Source organism: Gordonia neofelifaecis NRRL B-59395 (genome assembly GCF_000192435.1).
GTDB lineage: Bacteria > Actinomycetota > Actinomycetes > Mycobacteriales > Mycobacteriaceae > Gordonia > Gordonia neofelifaecis.
Genome location: NZ_AEUD01000004.1, coordinates 233,741 through 249,333 on the forward strand (window position 1 = coordinate 233,741; position 15,593 = coordinate 249,333).

At 67.9% G+C, this 15,593-nt stretch carries 13 protein-coding genes; 6 read left to right on the top strand and 7 right to left on the bottom strand.

Features of this window, described 5'->3' with window-relative positions; genetic code table 11:
- Positions 1-8: 8 nt before the first annotated feature.
- The 3 genes from SCNU_RS06875 to SCNU_RS06885 form a co-directional block, all read right to left on the bottom strand.
- Positions 9-3,404 (bottom strand): pyruvate carboxylase, encoded by a 3,396-nt coding sequence (locus SCNU_RS06875; protein ID WP_009678629.1) that lies wholly within the window; start codon positions 3,402-3,404, stop codon positions 9-11.
- Between the two features lie 169 nt (positions 3,405-3,573).
- Complete coding sequence (locus SCNU_RS06880; RefSeq protein WP_009678630.1) at positions 3,574-4,527, bottom strand: LysR substrate-binding domain-containing protein; 954 nt, start codon at positions 4,525-4,527, stop codon at positions 3,574-3,576.
- Positions 4,524-5,402 carry an alpha/beta hydrolase gene (locus tag SCNU_RS06885; protein ID WP_009678631.1) on the bottom strand — a complete coding sequence of 293 codons (879 nt, stop codon included), beginning with the start codon at positions 5,400-5,402 and terminating at the stop codon, positions 4,524-4,526. The genes SCNU_RS06880 and SCNU_RS06885 overlap by 4 nt, the downstream gene beginning before the upstream one ends.
- Before the next feature lie 158 nt (positions 5,403-5,560).
- Here SCNU_RS06885 and SCNU_RS06890 point away from each other — a divergent pair, with 158 nt between their 5' ends.
- From SCNU_RS06890 to SCNU_RS06915, 6 genes are read left to right on the top strand one after another with little or no spacing between them, the layout of a single operon-like run.
- Complete coding sequence (locus tag SCNU_RS06890) at positions 5,561-7,036, top strand: 2-hydroxymuconic semialdehyde dehydrogenase (protein ID WP_009678632.1); 1,476 nt, start codon at positions 5,561-5,563, stop codon at positions 7,034-7,036.
- A gap of 32 nt (positions 7,037-7,068) precedes the next feature.
- Positions 7,069-7,896 (top strand): 2-keto-4-pentenoate hydratase, encoded by an 828-nt coding sequence (locus tag SCNU_RS06895; RefSeq protein ID WP_050792778.1) that lies wholly within the window; start codon positions 7,069-7,071, stop codon positions 7,894-7,896.
- Positions 7,893-8,333, top strand: coding sequence for a RidA family protein (locus SCNU_RS06900; RefSeq protein ID WP_009678634.1), 441 nt, complete (start codon positions 7,893-7,895; stop codon positions 8,331-8,333). Before SCNU_RS06895 ends, SCNU_RS06900 begins: the two co-directional genes overlap by 4 nt.
- 42 nt (positions 8,334-8,375) lie before the next feature.
- Positions 8,376-8,897 (top strand): 3-hydroxyanthranilate 3,4-dioxygenase, encoded by a 522-nt coding sequence (locus SCNU_RS06905; protein ID WP_009678635.1) that lies wholly within the window; start codon positions 8,376-8,378, stop codon positions 8,895-8,897.
- 1 nt (position 8,898) lies between these two features.
- Positions 8,899-9,903 (top strand): amidohydrolase family protein, encoded by a 1,005-nt coding sequence (locus tag SCNU_RS06910; protein ID WP_009678636.1) that lies wholly within the window; start codon positions 8,899-8,901, stop codon positions 9,901-9,903.
- Entirely contained in the window at positions 9,900-11,234 is a 1,335-nt protein-coding gene (locus SCNU_RS06915) for an MFS transporter (protein WP_009678637.1), read from the top strand. Before SCNU_RS06910 ends, SCNU_RS06915 begins: the two co-directional genes overlap by 4 nt.
- A 117-nt stretch (positions 11,235-11,351) precedes the next feature.
- Here the strand turns inward: SCNU_RS06915 and SCNU_RS06920 are convergent, their stop codons facing one another.
- Genes SCNU_RS06920 through SCNU_RS06935 form a run of 4 tightly spaced genes read right to left on the bottom strand, consistent with a single transcriptional unit; the run spans position 11,352 to position 15,592 of the window.
- Positions 11,352-12,047: a PadR family transcriptional regulator gene (locus SCNU_RS06920; RefSeq protein WP_009678638.1), complete on the bottom strand. Its 696-nt coding sequence runs from the start codon at positions 12,045-12,047 to the stop codon at positions 11,352-11,354.
- 33 nt (positions 12,048-12,080) lie between these two features.
- Entirely contained in the window at positions 12,081-12,983 is a 903-nt protein-coding gene (locus tag SCNU_RS06925; RefSeq protein WP_009678639.1) for a TIGR03619 family F420-dependent LLM class oxidoreductase, read from the bottom strand.
- A 24-nt stretch (positions 12,984-13,007) separates the two neighbouring features.
- A complete protein-coding gene (locus SCNU_RS06930) occupies positions 13,008-13,769 on the bottom strand; it encodes an ABC transporter ATP-binding protein (protein WP_009678640.1) in 762 nt (253 codons plus the stop codon).
- A complete protein-coding gene (locus SCNU_RS06935; RefSeq protein ID WP_040517846.1) occupies positions 13,766-15,592 on the bottom strand; it encodes a branched-chain amino acid ABC transporter ATP-binding protein/permease in 1,827 nt (608 codons plus the stop codon). The genes SCNU_RS06930 and SCNU_RS06935 overlap by 4 nt, the downstream gene beginning before the upstream one ends.
- Position 15,593: the final 1 nt, after the last annotated feature.

Sequence of the window (15,593 nt, forward strand, 5' to 3'; positions counted from 1 at the left end):
CGGTGCGGTCACGAGTCGGTGCTGATCGTGATCAGCAGATCCCCGTTCTCCACCTGCGCGACCTCGGGGATCGCGACCCGGGTGACCGTGCCGCCGACGGGGGTGGTGATCGCCGCCTCCATCTTCATCGCCTCGATGTGCGCGATCGTCGATCCGGCGTCCACCGTGTCGCCGACGGCGACCTCGAGCGTCACCACGCCCGCGAACGGAGCGGGGACCTGGCCCGGCGCGGTCGGATCGGCCTTCTCGGCGCGCGGCCGCGCGTCCTCGACCGATCGGTCGCGCACCTGAACGGGACGCAGTTGACCGTTCATCCAGAACATCACGGTGCGCATACCGCGTTCATCGGCGTCGGAGATCGACTCCAGCCCGAGCAGGATGGTGACGCCGGGGCTGAGTTGGACCGAGTGCTCGGTACCGGAGGTCAGGCCGTAGAAGAACTCGCGAGTCCCGATCACCGAGGTGTCGCCGAAATTGGTGCGGTGCTCGATGAACTCGCGTGACGGTCCCGGGAACAGCAGGCGCGACAGCGTCGTCCGTCGCGTGGCGGTGTCGCCGTCGAGGCCCGCGCGGTCGTCGGCGGTCAGTTCGGTGAGCGGCGGTGCGACGGCGGGGGTGTCGCCGAGCGCCCGTGTGCGGAGCGGTTCGGGCCACCCCCCGGCGGGGGTGCCCAACTCGCCGCGGAAGAATCCGGTGACCGACTCCGGCAGATCCACGACGGTGGGATCGGCGGCGAACTGCTCGGCGCTGACGCCGGAGCCGACCAGCGCGAGGGCGAGATCGCCGACGACCTTCGACGACGGCGTGACCTTGATCAGGCGGCCGAAGGCGCGGTCGACGCCCGCGTAGGCGTGCTCGATGTCCTCGAACCGGTCGGCCAGACCGAGCGCCGTCGCCTGCGCCCGCAGGTTGGAGAGCTGTCCGCCCGGGATCTCATGCGTGTACACGCGACCGGTCGGTGCGGGGATGCCCGCCTCGAACGGGTGGTACAGGCCGCGCATCGACTCCCAGTAGGGCTCGAGTTCGCAGACGGCGTCGAGGTCGATTCCGGTGTCTCGATCGGTATGCGCCGTCGCGGCGATCACCGCGGACATCGGCGGCTGGCTGGTGCCGCCGGACATCGGGGCGGCGGCGACGTCGACCGCGTCGGCGCCGGCGTTCCAGGCAGCGAGATAGGTGGCGAGCTGGCCGCCCGTGGTGTCGTGCGTGTGGACGTGGACCGGCAGATCGAAGCGCGACCGCAACGCGGTGACCAGCGTCGTCGCCGCGGGGGCACGCATCAGCCCGGCCATGTCCTTGATCGCGATGATGTGCGCGCCCGCTTCCACGATGCGCTCGGCGAGGCGCAGGTAGTAATCGAGGGTGTAGAGGTCCTCGCCGGGATTCGCCAGATCGCCGGTGTAGCAGAGCGCCACCTCGGCGACCGCACCGTCGGTGGCACGGACGGCGTCGATCGCGGGCCGCATCTGGTCCACGTCGTTGAGCGCGTCGAAGATGCGGAAGATGTCGACGCCGGTGGCCGCGGCTTCGGCGACGAAGGCGTCGGTGACCTCGGTGGGATACGGGGTGTAGCCGACCGTGTTGCGGCCGCGGAGGAGCATCTGCAGGCAGATGTTCGGGACGGCCTCACGCAGCCGCGCGAGCCGTTCCCACGGATCCTCATGCAGGAACCGCAGCGCGACGTCGTAGGTGGCGCCGCCCCAGGCCTCGATCGAGAACAGTTGCGGAACGCTGGCGGCCACGTGGCCGGCCACCGCGGTGAGATCGCGCGTTCGGACGCGGGTCGCGAGCAGCGACTGGTGTGCGTCGCGGAAAGTGGTGTCGGTGACGGCGAGCGCGGATTGGGCCCGCAGGTCGGCGGCGAATCGTTCCGGACCGAGCGCTGCGAGACGCTGGCGGGAGCCGTCCGGTACGGGCGTTCCGGCGGCCAGCCGCGGGAGCTTGGTCACCGGATCGACGCCGGCGGGCGACTTGCCGTGCGGCCGGTTGACGGTGATGTCGGCGAGGTAGTTGAGCATGCGGGTGCCGCGATCGGCCGGGACGTTGCCGTGCAGTAGTTCGGGGTGCTCGCCGATGAACCCGGTGTCCACCGCGCCCGCCCGGAACGACGGCTCGTCGAGCACCGCACGCAGGAACGGGATGTTGGTGGTGACACCGCGGATGCGGAACTCGACCAGGGCGCGGCCCGCGCGGGCCAGCGCCGTCTCGCGGGTGGCACCGCGGCAGGTGAGTTTCACCAGCATCGAGTCGAAGTAGGCACCGACCTCGGCGCCGACGGTCGTACCGCCGTCGAGGCGGATACCCGCACCGCCCGGCGAGCGGTACGCGGTGATGCGGCCGGTGTCGGGGCGGAACTCGTTCGCGGGGTCCTCGGTGGTGATGCGGCACTGGACGGCGGCGCCGTGCAGCTGGATCCGGTCCTGCGTCAGGCCGAGGTCGGCCAGGCGCGCGCCCGCGGCGACCAGGAGCTGGGTCTGCACCAGGTCGACGTCGGTGACCTCCTCGGTGACGGTGTGCTCCACCTGGATCCGCGGGTTCATCTCGATGAACACGTAGTCGCCGTCACCGTCGAGCAGATATTCGACGGTGCCCGCGCAGGAATAGCCGATGTGCTTGGCGTACGCGACCGCGTCGGCGCACATGCGGTCGCGGATCTCGGCGGGCAGGTCCGGTGCGGGCGCCTGCTCGATGACCTTCTGGTGACGTCGCTGGACGGAGCAGTCGCGCTCGTAGAGATGGACGACGTCGCCGGAGCCGTCGCCGAAGACCTGCACCTCGATGTGACGCGGCGCGATCACCGCCTGCTCGATGTAGACCGCGCCGTCGCCGAACGCCGACTCCGCCTCGCGCGACGCCTCCTCCAGCGCGGCGGGCAGCAGCGCCGGATCGTCGACTCGACGCATGCCGCGACCGCCGCCTCCCGAGACGGCCTTCACGAACACCGGGAACTTCATCGCGCGACCGGCGTCGACCAGCGCCCGCGGGTCGGTCGACGGCTCGGTGGAGGCCAGCACGGGGAGCCCGGCGGCCTTCGCCTCGGCGATGGCGCGGGACTTGTTGCCGGTCAACTGCAGCACTTCGGCGGCGGGACCGACGAAGGTGATCCCGTTGATCTCGCAGGCGCGAGCCAGTTCGGGGTTCTCCGAGAGGAAGCCGTAGCCGGGATAGACGGCGTCGGCACCGGACTCCTTGGCGACGCGGATGATCTCGTCGACGTCGAGGTAGGCGCGCACGGGGTGACCGGGCTCGCCGATCTGGTAGGCCTCGTCGGCCTTGAAGCGATGCGGTGAGTTGCGGTCCTCGTGCGGGTACACGGCGACGGTGGCGATATCCAGTTCGACGGCGGCGCGGAGAGCTCGGATTGCGATCTCGCCGCGGTTGGCGACCAGGATCTTGCGGAACATGCGGAGCGACCTCGATTTCGTGGGGTGTGCGGCTGGGGTCGATCGATGGGTTGCGATCGGATTCCCCGTTGCGATTGTGCAGGGTGCGGCGTGGCGACGGGTGGAGTCTGTGAGATCGAGACCGTCCGGTCGTCGTTGTCCGAACAGCTCGACGTTCTTCGGTGTCAGCTCACCTCAGTTCCTCGTCGGCGACGCGCTTGAGACATGCGGTCAACGCGCGCGCAGAAGGGCTGAACGGCCGGTCGGCCGCGACGGTGAGTCCCACGCTGTGATTGATCGTCGACAGGTCGATCGGCAGCGGCGTCAAGCCGGCGTCGCTGCGGCCGATCAGGCTCGGGAGGACGGCCAGCATCCGGGTCTCGCGCAGGAGCTCTCGCACGGTGAGATAGCTCGTCGCCTCGACACGTTGAGTAGGGAGCGGGATCCCGAATCGGGTGAAGACCTTCTCCAACTCACCGCGCAGAGATGTCTCGACGCCGGGAAGGATCCATTGGTGGTCGCCGACATCGGCGAGCGCGAGACGTGCTGAGGACGCTAGGGGATGCCCGGCTCCGGCGAACACCTCGACGGACTCGTCGTACAGCGGGATGCGGGTGATGATCGGGGTGCTCGGCGCGGTGAGCCGACCGACGATCATGTCGACCCGACCGGCTTCCAACTCGGTGAGAAGCGTCGAGGGCGTGCCTTCGCGCACGACCACCGTGAGCAGCGGGTGCTCGGCCTTGATGCGGGCGATCGCTCGCGGCAGAAGAACGTTCGATCCTGCGAGGTGAGTGCCGACGACGACGGTGCCGCGATCTGCGTTGGTCAGCTCCAGCACGTGACGCCCCGCTTGATTGAGCTGCGCGAGGACGGCGCGCGCGTGTTCGGTGAACGCCTCGCCGAAGATGGTGGGGACGACCCCGCGCGGACCGCGTGTGTAGAGCTCGACGCCGAGGACGGTCTCGATGTCGCGGAGGCCCCGCGTGGCAACCGGTTGGGTGACGTGCAGTTCCGCCGCCGCGCCGATCACGCTGCCCTGGCGGGACAGGGCGTCGATGAGCACCAGATGCCGGATCTTGAGGCGCCCGTCGAGCAGCTTGGGCGGCTGCGGCTCCCATCCGGACTCGGGCGACGAGCTCACCTGCCGGCCCCTCGCCGGCGGGTCGTCTCGGCGAGGGCCGAGGCCTGGACCAGATCGAGCAGGGAGCGGAAGAGTTCGCTGGCCGGTTCGGCGAGATCTAAGAAGACGTCGAAGTGGTTTCGTCGGGGCACCGTCAGAAGTCGACTGTCGGCCACACCGGACCAGTGCCGGTGCAGGTCGGCGCTCTGCCGGGCGAACCCGGACGCCTCGTGCTCGGCCCGGGCGATCACCGTCGGCGTCGTCGGTGGGGCGCTCAGGGCCGGACTGACGGAGTGGGCGGTCTCGCCGGTCAGGTGGAGCCACTCGTTGGCGGGTGCGTGAACGAGCGGCCGGAGGTCGTACAGCCCGCTGAGCAGCAGTCCGCCGCGCACTGCCGTCTCGGGTATGCCCGCGGCGTTCTGCCAGCCCGGAACCATGGTCGTCGCCGCGAGATGCGCGCCGGCCGAACTGCCGCCGACGACGATGCGATCGGTGTCGAGGCCGTGCTCGCGGCCATGCTGCCAGACCCACGCCAGGGCGCTGCGGACCTGGCGCACCATCTCGGGCACCGGCGTGGCCGGTGCGAGCCCGTAATCGACTGTCACGGTTGCGATTCCGCGGGCTGCGAGGACATCCGCCATGAAGGCGGTGTCGGCCCTCGACAGCATTCGCCAGTACCCGCCGTGAACGACGAAGAACACCGGGCGGGGTTCGTCGCCGAGCCCCCAGATGTCCAGGCGCTGACCGCTGGGACGGTCGTAGACGATGCCGGTGGTGCCGGCCAGGCGTGCGACGGCCGTGTCGGATCGGCGTCGGTACGCCGCCATGACGGCGTCGAAGGTCGTGCCGGAGACGGTGGCGCGGGCGTCGTACGCCTCGGCGATGTCAGGTCTCACAGTGGGCTCCTTTCGTGGACCGGGACGGGACTGGACTCTGCCATGCCCTCGACGTCGTCGATAGGGGTGCACAGCGAAACGACCTATGCCGATTTGAACATGTGTAATGCCCAATAAGGTATTTGCAGGGTATTGCAACACAGATCACAGTTGGAAGCATGCCCGAACAGCCATCACAGTGGATTCGCAACTTCGTCGACGGAGCCTTCCTCGAGCCGGATCCTGCGCACGTCTTCGATGCCGTCGATCCGGCCACCGGCCTCACTCACGCCAGGGTGCACGAAGCCGACGAGCAGATCGTCGACCGCGCAGTTCGCTCGGCACGCCGGGCACTCGCGGAAGGATGGGCCGACAGCACGATCGGGGATCGCGTCGCCGTCTTGCGACGCGCCGCGGACCTCATCGAAGAGCGCTTCGACGACTTCGTCGCGGCCGAGCTCGCGGACACGGGTAAGCCGGTCGCACAGGCTCGCACGCTCGACGTGGCGCGGGCACCCATGAACTTCCGCGCTTACGCGGACATGGTGGCGGCGACCGGTCAGGAGTCGTACGTGACCGAGCCGGCGGTCGGTCGCCGTGCACTCAACTACGCGGTTCGGAAGCCCCTCGGCGTGGTCGCGGTCATCGTTCCGTGGAACCTGCCGCTGCTGTTGCTCACCTGGAAGGTCGCGCCGGCGCTGGCATGTGGGAACGCAGTGGTCGTCAAGCCGAGCGAGGACACCCCGGGCACCGCATCGTTGCTGGCGGAGGTCCTGGCCGAGGCCGGGCTGCCGCGCGGGGTGTACAACGTAGTCCACGGTTTCGGCGCCGACTCGGCGGGCGCCTACCTCACGGAGCATCCGCACATCGACGGAGTCACCTTCACGGGGTCGTCGGCCACCGGCACGCACGTGATGAAGACCGTCGCGCCACGCGTGCGCCCGGTGTCCCTGGAACTCGGCGGCAAGAACGCGGCGATCGTCTTCGACGACGTCGACGTCGACGAAGTGGTCGAAGGCCTGAGTCGCTCGATCTTCACCAACACCGGACAGGTGTGCCTCTGTACCGAACGCGTCTACATCCAGCGTTCGGTCTTCGACGCCGTGGTCGCGGGCCTCGCGGCGAAGGCGGCGTCGCTGCGCCTCGGCGCGCCGATGGACGATGCGACGACGACCGGACCGCTGATCTCCCAGAAGCATCGAGAGAAGGTCCTGCGCTATTTCGACCTCGCGGTGGAGGAGGGCGCCACTGTTGTCTGCGGTGGAGGCGTGCCCGAGATGCCCGCCGAACTGAACGGGGGATCGTGGATCGAACCGACCCTGTGGACGGGTCTGGACAACTCCAGTCGGGTGATGCGGGAGGAGATCTTCGGCCCCGTCGCCGGGCTGGTGCCGTTCGACACCGAAGACGAGGCGATCGCGCTGGCCAACGACACCGAGTACGGCCTCGCAGCCGTGGTCTGGACAAACGACCTCCGTCGTGGACATCGCGTCGCCGCTCAGATGAACGTCGGCCTGTCGTGGGTCAACACCTGGTACCTGCGCGATCTGCGCGCCCCGTTCGGCGGCGTCGGCTTGTCTGGCATCGGACGCGAGGGCGGGGAGTCGTCCCTGCACTTCTACACCGAGCCGACCAACATCTGCATTCAACTGTGACGCCCGCCGTCACCGAACTGAAAGGTCCGATCATGACCCCGACCACCGATCGGGACGTCGCCGAGTTGGCCGCGCGGCTCGACGACGCTCAGGTGAACCGAATCGAGACACCGAGCATCGAGAACGAAGGCGTCGTCGCCGGATTCGACGTCGACCTCGCCTACCGGGTGCAGGACGCGCTGATCGAGTTGCGGAAATCGCGCGGTGAGACCGTCGTCGGTGTGAAGCTCGGCTTCACCAGCAAGGCGAAGATGGCGCAGATGGGCGTCTCCGACGTGATCGTCGGGCGACTCACCGATGCGATGACCATCCCGGACGGCGGCGCCGCGGACCTCGCACGTTTCATCCATCCGAAGGCCGAGCCCGAGGTGGCATACCTGCTGCATCGCGACGTGGACCTCGACGACCCTCATGAGGACATCGTCTCCGCGGTCTCGTCGATTGCGCCGGCGATCGAAGTCATCGATTCGCGCTATCTGAATTTCGCGTTCACCTACGCCGACGTGGTGGCCGACAACACCTCGGCCGCCGGTTATGCGATCGGCGAGTGGGTCCCGATGCGCGAGGCGGCCGACCGGACGGTCACCCTCCGGGTCGGCGACGAGGTCGTCACCGGCACGACCGCCGCGATCCTCGGCGACCCGGTCGAGGCGCTGCACGCGCTGCTGGACATGTGCCGTCGCCATCGGATCGCGCTGCGAGCCGGATATGTGATTCTCGCGGGTGCAGCAACCGCGGCGCTGCCGCTCACCGCAACGCAGGTGGCCTGTGACGTCGACGGACTGGGCGCCGTCGGCTTCATCGGCGCCGACTCAGAACAGACCGGCGTGACGCACGCGCGAGCACAGGAGCAGGGATGACCGCACACGCAGAAACGACCGGCGCGACGGTGGTCGAAGGCAAGGCGAAGCCTCGCGGACGGTTCCCCCACGTCAAAGTCGTCGGCGACCTGATCTTCGTCTCCGGCACCAGCTCGCGCCGTCCCGACAACACATTCGTCGGCGTCGAAGTCGACCAGATGGGCACGACGAATCTGGACATCGGGGCCCAGACCCGTGCGGTGATCGAGAACATCCGCGACATTCTCGCCGAGGTCGGCGCCGACCTGTCGGACGTCTGTCAGGTGACGTCGTACCTGGTGTCGATGAACGACTTCGGTCGCTACAACCAGGTGTACGGCGAGTACTTCGACGAGGACGGGCCGACGCGGACCACTGTCGCCGTCCACCAGCTGCCGCACCCGCATCTGCTGATCGAGATTCAGGCGATCGCACATCGCCGAGGCACCACGGCCTGACCGGGATTCCGAGAGAATCCTCCCTCACCCAAGGAGAGATCCATGACAGCACTTCCTCCGGTCATCGACTTCCAAGCCTGGATCGATGACAACCGTCACCTGCTGAAGCCGCCGGTGAACAACCAGATGATGGCGCTCGGCGACGACTTCATCGTGCAGATCGTCGGCGGGCCCAACGAGCGGTACGACTATCACTACGAGCCGTACGAGGAGTGGTTCTACCAGATCAGCGGCGACATCCACGTCAACGTCATGACCGACGACGGACCGCGACGCGTCGACATCCGCGAGGGACAGACGTGGCTGATGCCGGCGAACCTCCCGCACTCGCCGCAGCGGCCCGACCCGGAGTCGGTGGGTCTGGTGATCGAGCGAGTGCGTCACGAGGGGACTCTGGAGAAGTTCCAGTGGTACTGCCTCGAATGCGATGCCAAGGTCCACGAGGTGGAACTGCAGGTGCGCGACCTCGTCGACGACATGCCCCCGGTGTTCCGCGAGTTCCACGACGACCTCGACGCACGGACGTGCAAGCAGTGCGGTGCCCTGCATCCCGGGAAGGGCTGACATGAGCGACATCATCGACGTGCATACGCACTACGTCCCGAAGGGCTGGCCCGACCTGTCCGACGTCGCCGGCACCGAGGCGCCGTGGCTGCGGATGGAGTCCGAACGCGAGGCCATGATGATGACCGGCAGCACCGAGTTCCGCCGGATTCAGTCCGATGCCTGGGACCCCGAGGTTCGGCTGGCAGACATGGACGCCGACGGCGTTGCAGCGCAAGTGGTGTCGCCGACGCCGGTCTTCTTCAACTACGCCCGCACCGGCAGGGAGGCGGCGAAGATCGCGGCGGTCTTCAACGACCTGGCCCTCGAGATCGTCGAGCCGGCCGGCGATCGGATGATTCCGTTCTGCCAGGTGCCGTTGCAGGACCCCGACCTCGCGTGCGCCGAACTCGACCGGTGTCTCGCCAATGGCCACCGCGGTGTCGAGATCGGCAACCACGTCGGCGACCGCGACCTCGACGACGAAGGCGTCGTCACCTTCCTGCAGCACTGCGCCGAGAACGATGTCCCGGTGTTCGTGCATCCATGGGACATGACGGGATCACCGCGCCTCGACCGCTGGATGGCCAAGTGGCTCGTCGGGATGCCCGCCGAATCACACCTGTCGATCTTGGCGATGATCCTCGGTGGCACGTTCGACCGTGTCGACGAGCGGCTGAAGATCGCCTTCGCTCATGGCGGTGGTTCGTTCGCGTTCTGGCTCGGCCGCATGGAGAACGCATGGCATCGTCGCAACGACATCATCGGCACCTCCGAGTTTCCGCCGTCGCACTACCTCGGTCGCTTCTATGTGGACTCGGTGGTCTTCGATGAGCGCGCCCTGCGACTTCTGGTCGACACCATCGGTCGCGAACGCGTCCTCGTCGGCAGCGACTATCCGTACCCGCTCGGTGAACGCCCCGTCGGCGAGGTGGTTCGCAAGAGCGACTTCCTCGACGAAGAGACCCGCGCGCTCATCACATACGGCAACGCGGAGCGATTCCTGGGGCGGGAGGGACGGCGATGAGCACCACGCCTTCGGTCTCGGTCCCGTCGGATCGACGCGCGCGACGACGTGTCGCGTCGGCGATGCTGATCGGCACCACGCTCGAGTGGTACGACTTCTTCCTGTATGGAACGGCCGCGGCACTGATCTTCAACAAGCAGTTCTTTCCCGCGCTGAGCCCGGCCGCAGGGACACTCGCCGCGTTCAGCACCTTCGCGGTCGGCTTCATCGCTCGACCGCTCGGCGGCCTCGTGTTCGGACACTTCGGCGACCGCATCGGCCGGCGGAACACGTTGATCGTGTCGTTGCTCATGATGGGTATCGCGTCGACGCTCATCGGGTTGGTTCCGAACTACGCGTCGATCGGCGTCTGGGCCCCAGTCCTCCTGGTACTGCTGCGCGTGGTCCAAGGGTTCGGTCTCGGCGGCGAGGGCGCGGGCGCGACGTTGATGTCGATGGAACACGCTCCGGCAGACAAGCGGAACCTCTACGCCGGCTTCCCGCAGATGGGAACGCCCGCCGGGCTGGTGCTCGCCAACGTCGTCTTCCTGACGACGAATGCGCTGATGCCGTCGGGTGCCTTCGACGCCTGGGGCTGGCGCATCCCGTTCCTGTTCAGTGCGGTCCTGGTAGTCGTCGGCCTGGTGATCCGACTGCACGTCGAGGAGTCGCCGTCGTTCAGCAACGTCGTGAGTCACCAGCGGGTCGAGACCTTCCCGCTGCGCGAGGCGCTGCGGGTGGGGGTCGGTCGAATGACGCTGACGCTGGGACTGATGATCGCCAACTCCGCGGTGGCGTACGTGTTCATGGTCTTCACGCTGTCGTACGGGACGAAGCAACTCGACTACGACCGCTCGTTCCTCATCGGCTGTGTGTCGGTGGCCGCGGTGATCTGGTTCGCCACCATTCCGTTCTGGACCGGTGTTGCGGACCGTAGCGGTCGCCGAACCATGTTCCTCGGCGGATCGGTGGCACTGTTGATCTGGTGCCTCGTCTTCCTGCCGATGCTGGGGACCGGGAGTTCGGTGCTGACGGTGATCGCGTTCCTGGGGATGGGTGTCATCGTCCCGGTCACGCACAGCGTTCAGGGCGCGATCATCGCCGACACGTTCCCGGCCCCGGTTCGCTACTCGGGCACCTCGCTGATCCTGCAGATCGGTGCGATTCTGGGCGGCGGTCTGGCGCCGATCATCTCCTCCGCGCTGGTCGGCGAGTCCGGCGGATCCGCAGGCGTCACGATCTATCTCGTGATCGTGTGCGTGCTCAGTCTGGCGTGCGCCGCCGTCCTGTTCGCGCGTGTCCCGGAGGAGAACGTCGTCCCTGTGCCCAGGGCCGACAGCGCAGCCGCGTAGCACCGCGACCGTTTGTGCCGAGTTCCGTTACCCGAATCGGGTAACGGAACTCGGCACAGACGCACCTCGTTCAGCCCGTGTCATCCGTTCGACCGTGCGGCTCAGGCGAAGCGTTCCTCACTTCTTGTCGCGGCCGAGCCCCTCCACGAAGTCCTCGACCTCGCGCCAGGATCCCTGCTGTTCCGGCAGCGGATTGCCGAGCTCGTCCACGTTCTCGACGGTCGCGAAAGTCTTTGCCGCGGTGTCGATCTGGGCGAGTAGGTCCTCCGCCAGGTCGATCTCGGCCTGAAAGTAGCGAGACGACCAGTCCAGACTCATCACCGAGTACGCCCACGACGCTTCGCGAGTGGCGTTCTCGCTGTGCAGGCGACTCTGGTCGCGCAGCGTCGTCAGATTGGCGATGTGCTCTTTCACCAGCTTCTTGAGCTCGTCGGGCTCGTTCAGGTGGCCCATCCACAGTCGCAGCATCAGCCCGTGCTTCAGCACCGGCTGTTCGACGGGGGAGTCGCGGGACCAGTTCCGCACGGCCTGAGTGCCGCTCTCGGTGATCTGGTAGACGCGCCTGCCGCGCTCGCCGGGTTCGGAGACGACCTCCGAGGTGACGAAGCCGGCCTTCTCGAGCTTCTTCAGCTCGGCGTAGATCTGGCTGACCGATGGACTCCAGTAGAAGTAGCCGATGCTCCAATCGGCCCACTTCTTGAGGTCGTACCCCGTGAGCTGCTCGCCCAATGTGAGCATTCCGAGGACGGCCCAGCTGGTGGCGGGGAGCGACGGGTACGACTCGCCGGCGGACTGGGCATCGGTTCCGACCATATGCGCAACCCTAACAACCGACGTTGGGCCTATTCAGGCCAACCCGCTTCGAAGGGCCTGCAGCCAATCGATCGCCTCCGGTAGATCCGTGCTGTCGATCGGGAGCGCCGAGGCACGGAGGATCACCGTGTCGGCGCCGCCGGATGCGGCCCGGGCCGCGTCGGCGCGCATGGCGTCGTAGTCGGGGGCGCCCGCCGCATCGGTGCGAGTGGGCAGCAGCACCTGGACCTCCGCCGACGCGGGGTCTCGGCCGTGATCGGCGAACGTCTGACGGAGGCGCGTGACCGACTCGGCGAGTTCAGGCAGATCCGCCGGTGTCACGGCCCATCCGTCGGCGACTCGGGCGATCCGGTCGAAGTTCCGCTGGGATGCGCCCAGCCCGAACACCACCGGTACCCGCGACTGCACGGGCCGCGGCAGGCTGTGGAAGTCGTCGAACGCGAAGTCCCGGCCGCTGAACGACGGCGCGTCGGACTCCCAGAGCTCACGGCACGCCGCGACCGTCTCCTCGAGACGCCCGAATCGGCCCTGGAACGGCAGTCCCGCCGCGTCGTATTCGGCCTCTTGCCAGCCGACGCCCATGCCGATTCGCGTACGACCGCCCGACAGCGCGTCGAGCGTGGCGATCTGTTTGGCGAGCAGAACGGCCGGCCGGAGGGTCGCGACGAGCACGTACGCGCCGAGTTCGATCCGCTCGGTGACGGCGGCGACCGCGGACAAGACGCTGAGCGGTTCCGGCCACGACTGCTCGAGGTCGAACGGGAAGGCGAAGTCGCGCACTCGGTCGGCGTGCGATCGCCGGGTGAATCCGAGATGGTCGGACGTCGTGAGCAGGTGGACACCCGCTCGGTCGGCGAGGGCTGCGAGTTCCAGCACTCCCCGGGAGTCGCCGTTGTAGAACCGCTCGGCTGCGAAGACGTCGACTCCGACGCGCATCGAATCACTCCTGTCTGGTCGAGGTCAGGCCGGGGAGTCCGACCTTCCGAAGTAGGCGTCCTTGAGGACTTCCATGTCGTCGATCTGATCGGCGGGGGAGTCGAGCACCACCTTCCCGATGTCGAGCACCGTGACGTGGTCTGCGACGCTCATGGCCGCCTCGACGGCCTGCTCGACGAGCAGCACCGCGAGGCCGTTCTCCTTGAGCAGCTGGACGTGCTCCATCACCTCGTTGACGATCACCGGGGCGAGGCCGCCGGACGGTTCGTCCAGCATCAGCAGCTTCGAGTCGGACATCAGTGCGGCACCGATCGCCAGCATCTGCTGCTGACCGCCGGACATGGATCCGGCGAGCAGATTCCGCTTCTCGCCGAGGATCGGGAACATCTCGTAAGTGCGCTCCACGTCGCTCTTGAGTGCCGAGCGACGCTTGCCGCGGGTGTAGCCGCCGAGCAGCAGATTCTGTTCCACGGTCTGCTTGTGGAATACGCGCTTGCCCTCCTGCACGTAGGCCATGCCCCGCCGGACGCGCCGGTGCGGGGCGACGCCCGACAGGTCGGTCCCGCCCATCGTGATGGTGCCGCCGTGGACCTTGTTGAGCCCGGAGATCGCGCGCAGCGTGCTGGTCTTGCCTGCGCCGTTGCGGCCTAGGAGAGCGGTGACTCGGCCGGGATAGACGTCGAGTGAGACGTCCCAGACCACCCGGAGGTCGCCGTAGCCGCTCTGCAGGTTCCGGACCTCGAGCAGCGGACTGTCGGAGTCGCGGTTGTCGGAGTCTGCGGTCATCGTGTCAACGTCTCCACTTCTGCGGCCTCCGGCCCGTCGGGATCGATTCCGAGGTATTCGCTCAGCACGCGGGGATGCCGCTCGATCTCCGCGGGTGGGCCCTGCGCGATGACCTCGCCCTGCGCCAGCACGATGATGGTGTCGGCCAGCGAGAGCACGAGTCGGAAGTTGTGCTCCACGAGCAGAACGGTGGCACCGGCATCACGCAGCGCGCGGATCAGCGTCGCGAGCCGCACCAGCTCGTCCTCGTCCATTCCGGAGGCGATCTCGTCGAGGAGCAGGACACGCGGTTGTGCGACGACGGCGCGGGCCACCTCGAGCATCCGGCGCATGCCGAGCGGCAACGACGTGGCGACCTCGTCGCGCAGGTGCGACATACCGACCGACTCGAGGACCCGTTCGGCCTCCGCGACGTCGTTGCGCGCGGTCCGCCGGTAGCCGGGCAGCCGGAGGATCGCGGACAGCATCGACGATCGATCGGTCATGTACCGGCCGGAGGCGACGGCCTCCAGCACGGTCACGTGTTCCGGGATGTTCGGTGTCTGGAACGTCCGCGCGACGCCTTCGCGGGCCACGCGATGCGACGAGAATCGCTGCACCTCTGTGCCGCCGATCGCGATGGTTCCGGCGTCTGCGGTGTAGAAGCCGCAGATCATGTTCAGCATCGTCGTCTTGCCGGAGCCGTTGGGGCCGATCAGGGCGGTCACCCGGCCGGGCTCGGCACGCAGGCTCGCCGAGCGCAGCGCCTGGTTGCCGCCGAACGACTTCGACAGGTCGGTCACCTCGAGGACGGCGCCGTCGATCGGGTCGACGGTCACTGCCGCGGCCGGGTCACCGTGCGCCGGGACCGGCGGCGTGTTCATGCCCGCCTTGCGGTCGAGCCATCGTCGGCCCGCGGTGATCAGCCTGGTGAGTCCACCCGAGAGCAGGACACCGCCGACGATCAGGAAGCCGCCGTAGACCACCAGCGCGTACTCCTGGAAGGCGGTGGACTGATTGGGACCGAACTGCATGATCGCGGCGCCGAGCACCGCACCGTAGACGCTTGCCGACCCGCCGAGGATCGACGCGGCCAGCACTGCGGTCGCGAAGGTGAAGCCGAAGGCCTCGGGCGCGATGAACAGATCGGTGTTGGCGAACAGCGCGCCGGCCAGACCCGCGGGAATCGCGCCGAGCGCGTATCCGAGCAGCTTCATCCGGAACACTGAGACGCCCTGCGAGCGAGCGAGAACGGGCGATTGCTTCAGCGTGCGGAACGCGATGCCGTGCCGGGAGACGACGAGGTTGCGCATCACCACGAACCACGCGATCGTCACACCGGCCACCACGTAGTAGAAGTCGGTGCCGATGTCCTGCCCGAAGAACGTCGGCGGCTCCATGCCCGACAGCCCGTTGCGACCGCCGGTCTTCCCGCCGAAGATCGCGAGGATGTCCGGCACCAGGAGGATGAGGAAGAACGACGTCATCGCCAGCGACCAGCTGCCGAGCCGCAGCCCGGGGATGCCGGTGATCACGCCGACGATCAGGGCGACTGCGCCGGCGGCGATCAACTGCACGACGATGTCGGTGTGCCCCTCCTGGGAGAGGAGACCTGCGGTGTACGCGCCGGCCGCGTACATCGCCGCCTGGCCGAGTGCCAGTTCACCCGCGTAGCCGAGGCTGAGGTTCAGACCGCTGACGACCAGCGCCAGGATGCACGCCAACTGCACCTGCCGGGTGTTGGCGGCGTCGAGCCCCATCATGGGGGCGAAGAACACCGCGGCGGCGAAGACGAGTGCGTACACCCATCCCGGGACGCCGCGAAGAGTGCGCCAGATCTGCATC

What these genes read in the sequence shown, in the direction of transcription:
- SCNU_RS06905 (WP_009678635.1), top strand. Translation starts at nt 8,376, where the DNA reads ATGACAGCACTTCCTCCGGTCATCGACTTCCAAGCCTGGATCGATGAC.
- SCNU_RS06925 (WP_009678639.1), bottom strand. Translation starts at nt 12,983, where the DNA reads ATGCGCGTCGGAGTCGACGTCTTCGCAGCCGAGCGGTTCTACAACGGC.
- SCNU_RS06910 (WP_009678636.1), top strand. Translation starts at nt 8,899, where the DNA reads ATGAGCGACATCATCGACGTGCATACGCACTACGTCCCGAAGGGCTGG.
- SCNU_RS06890 (WP_009678632.1), top strand. Translation starts at nt 5,561, where the DNA reads ATGCCCGAACAGCCATCACAGTGGATTCGCAACTTCGTCGACGGAGCC.
- SCNU_RS06915 (WP_009678637.1), top strand. Translation starts at nt 9,900, where the DNA reads ATGAGCACCACGCCTTCGGTCTCGGTCCCGTCGGATCGACGCGCGCGA.
- SCNU_RS06900 (WP_009678634.1), top strand. Translation starts at nt 7,893, where the DNA reads ATGACCGCACACGCAGAAACGACCGGCGCGACGGTGGTCGAAGGCAAG.
- SCNU_RS06935 (WP_040517846.1), bottom strand. Translation starts at nt 15,592, where the DNA reads ATGCAGATCTGGCGCACTCTTCGCGGCGTCCCGGGATGGGTGTACGCA.
- SCNU_RS06930 (WP_009678640.1), bottom strand. Translation starts at nt 13,769, where the DNA reads ATGACCGCAGACTCCGACAACCGCGACTCCGACAGTCCGCTGCTCGAG.
- SCNU_RS06920 (WP_009678638.1), bottom strand. Translation starts at nt 12,047, where the DNA reads ATGGTCGGAACCGATGCCCAGTCCGCCGGCGAGTCGTACCCGTCGCTC.
- SCNU_RS06875 (WP_009678629.1), bottom strand. Translation starts at nt 3,404, where the DNA reads ATGTTCCGCAAGATCCTGGTCGCCAACCGCGGCGAGATCGCAATCCGA.
- SCNU_RS06895 (WP_050792778.1), top strand. Translation starts at nt 7,069, where the DNA reads ATGACCCCGACCACCGATCGGGACGTCGCCGAGTTGGCCGCGCGGCTC.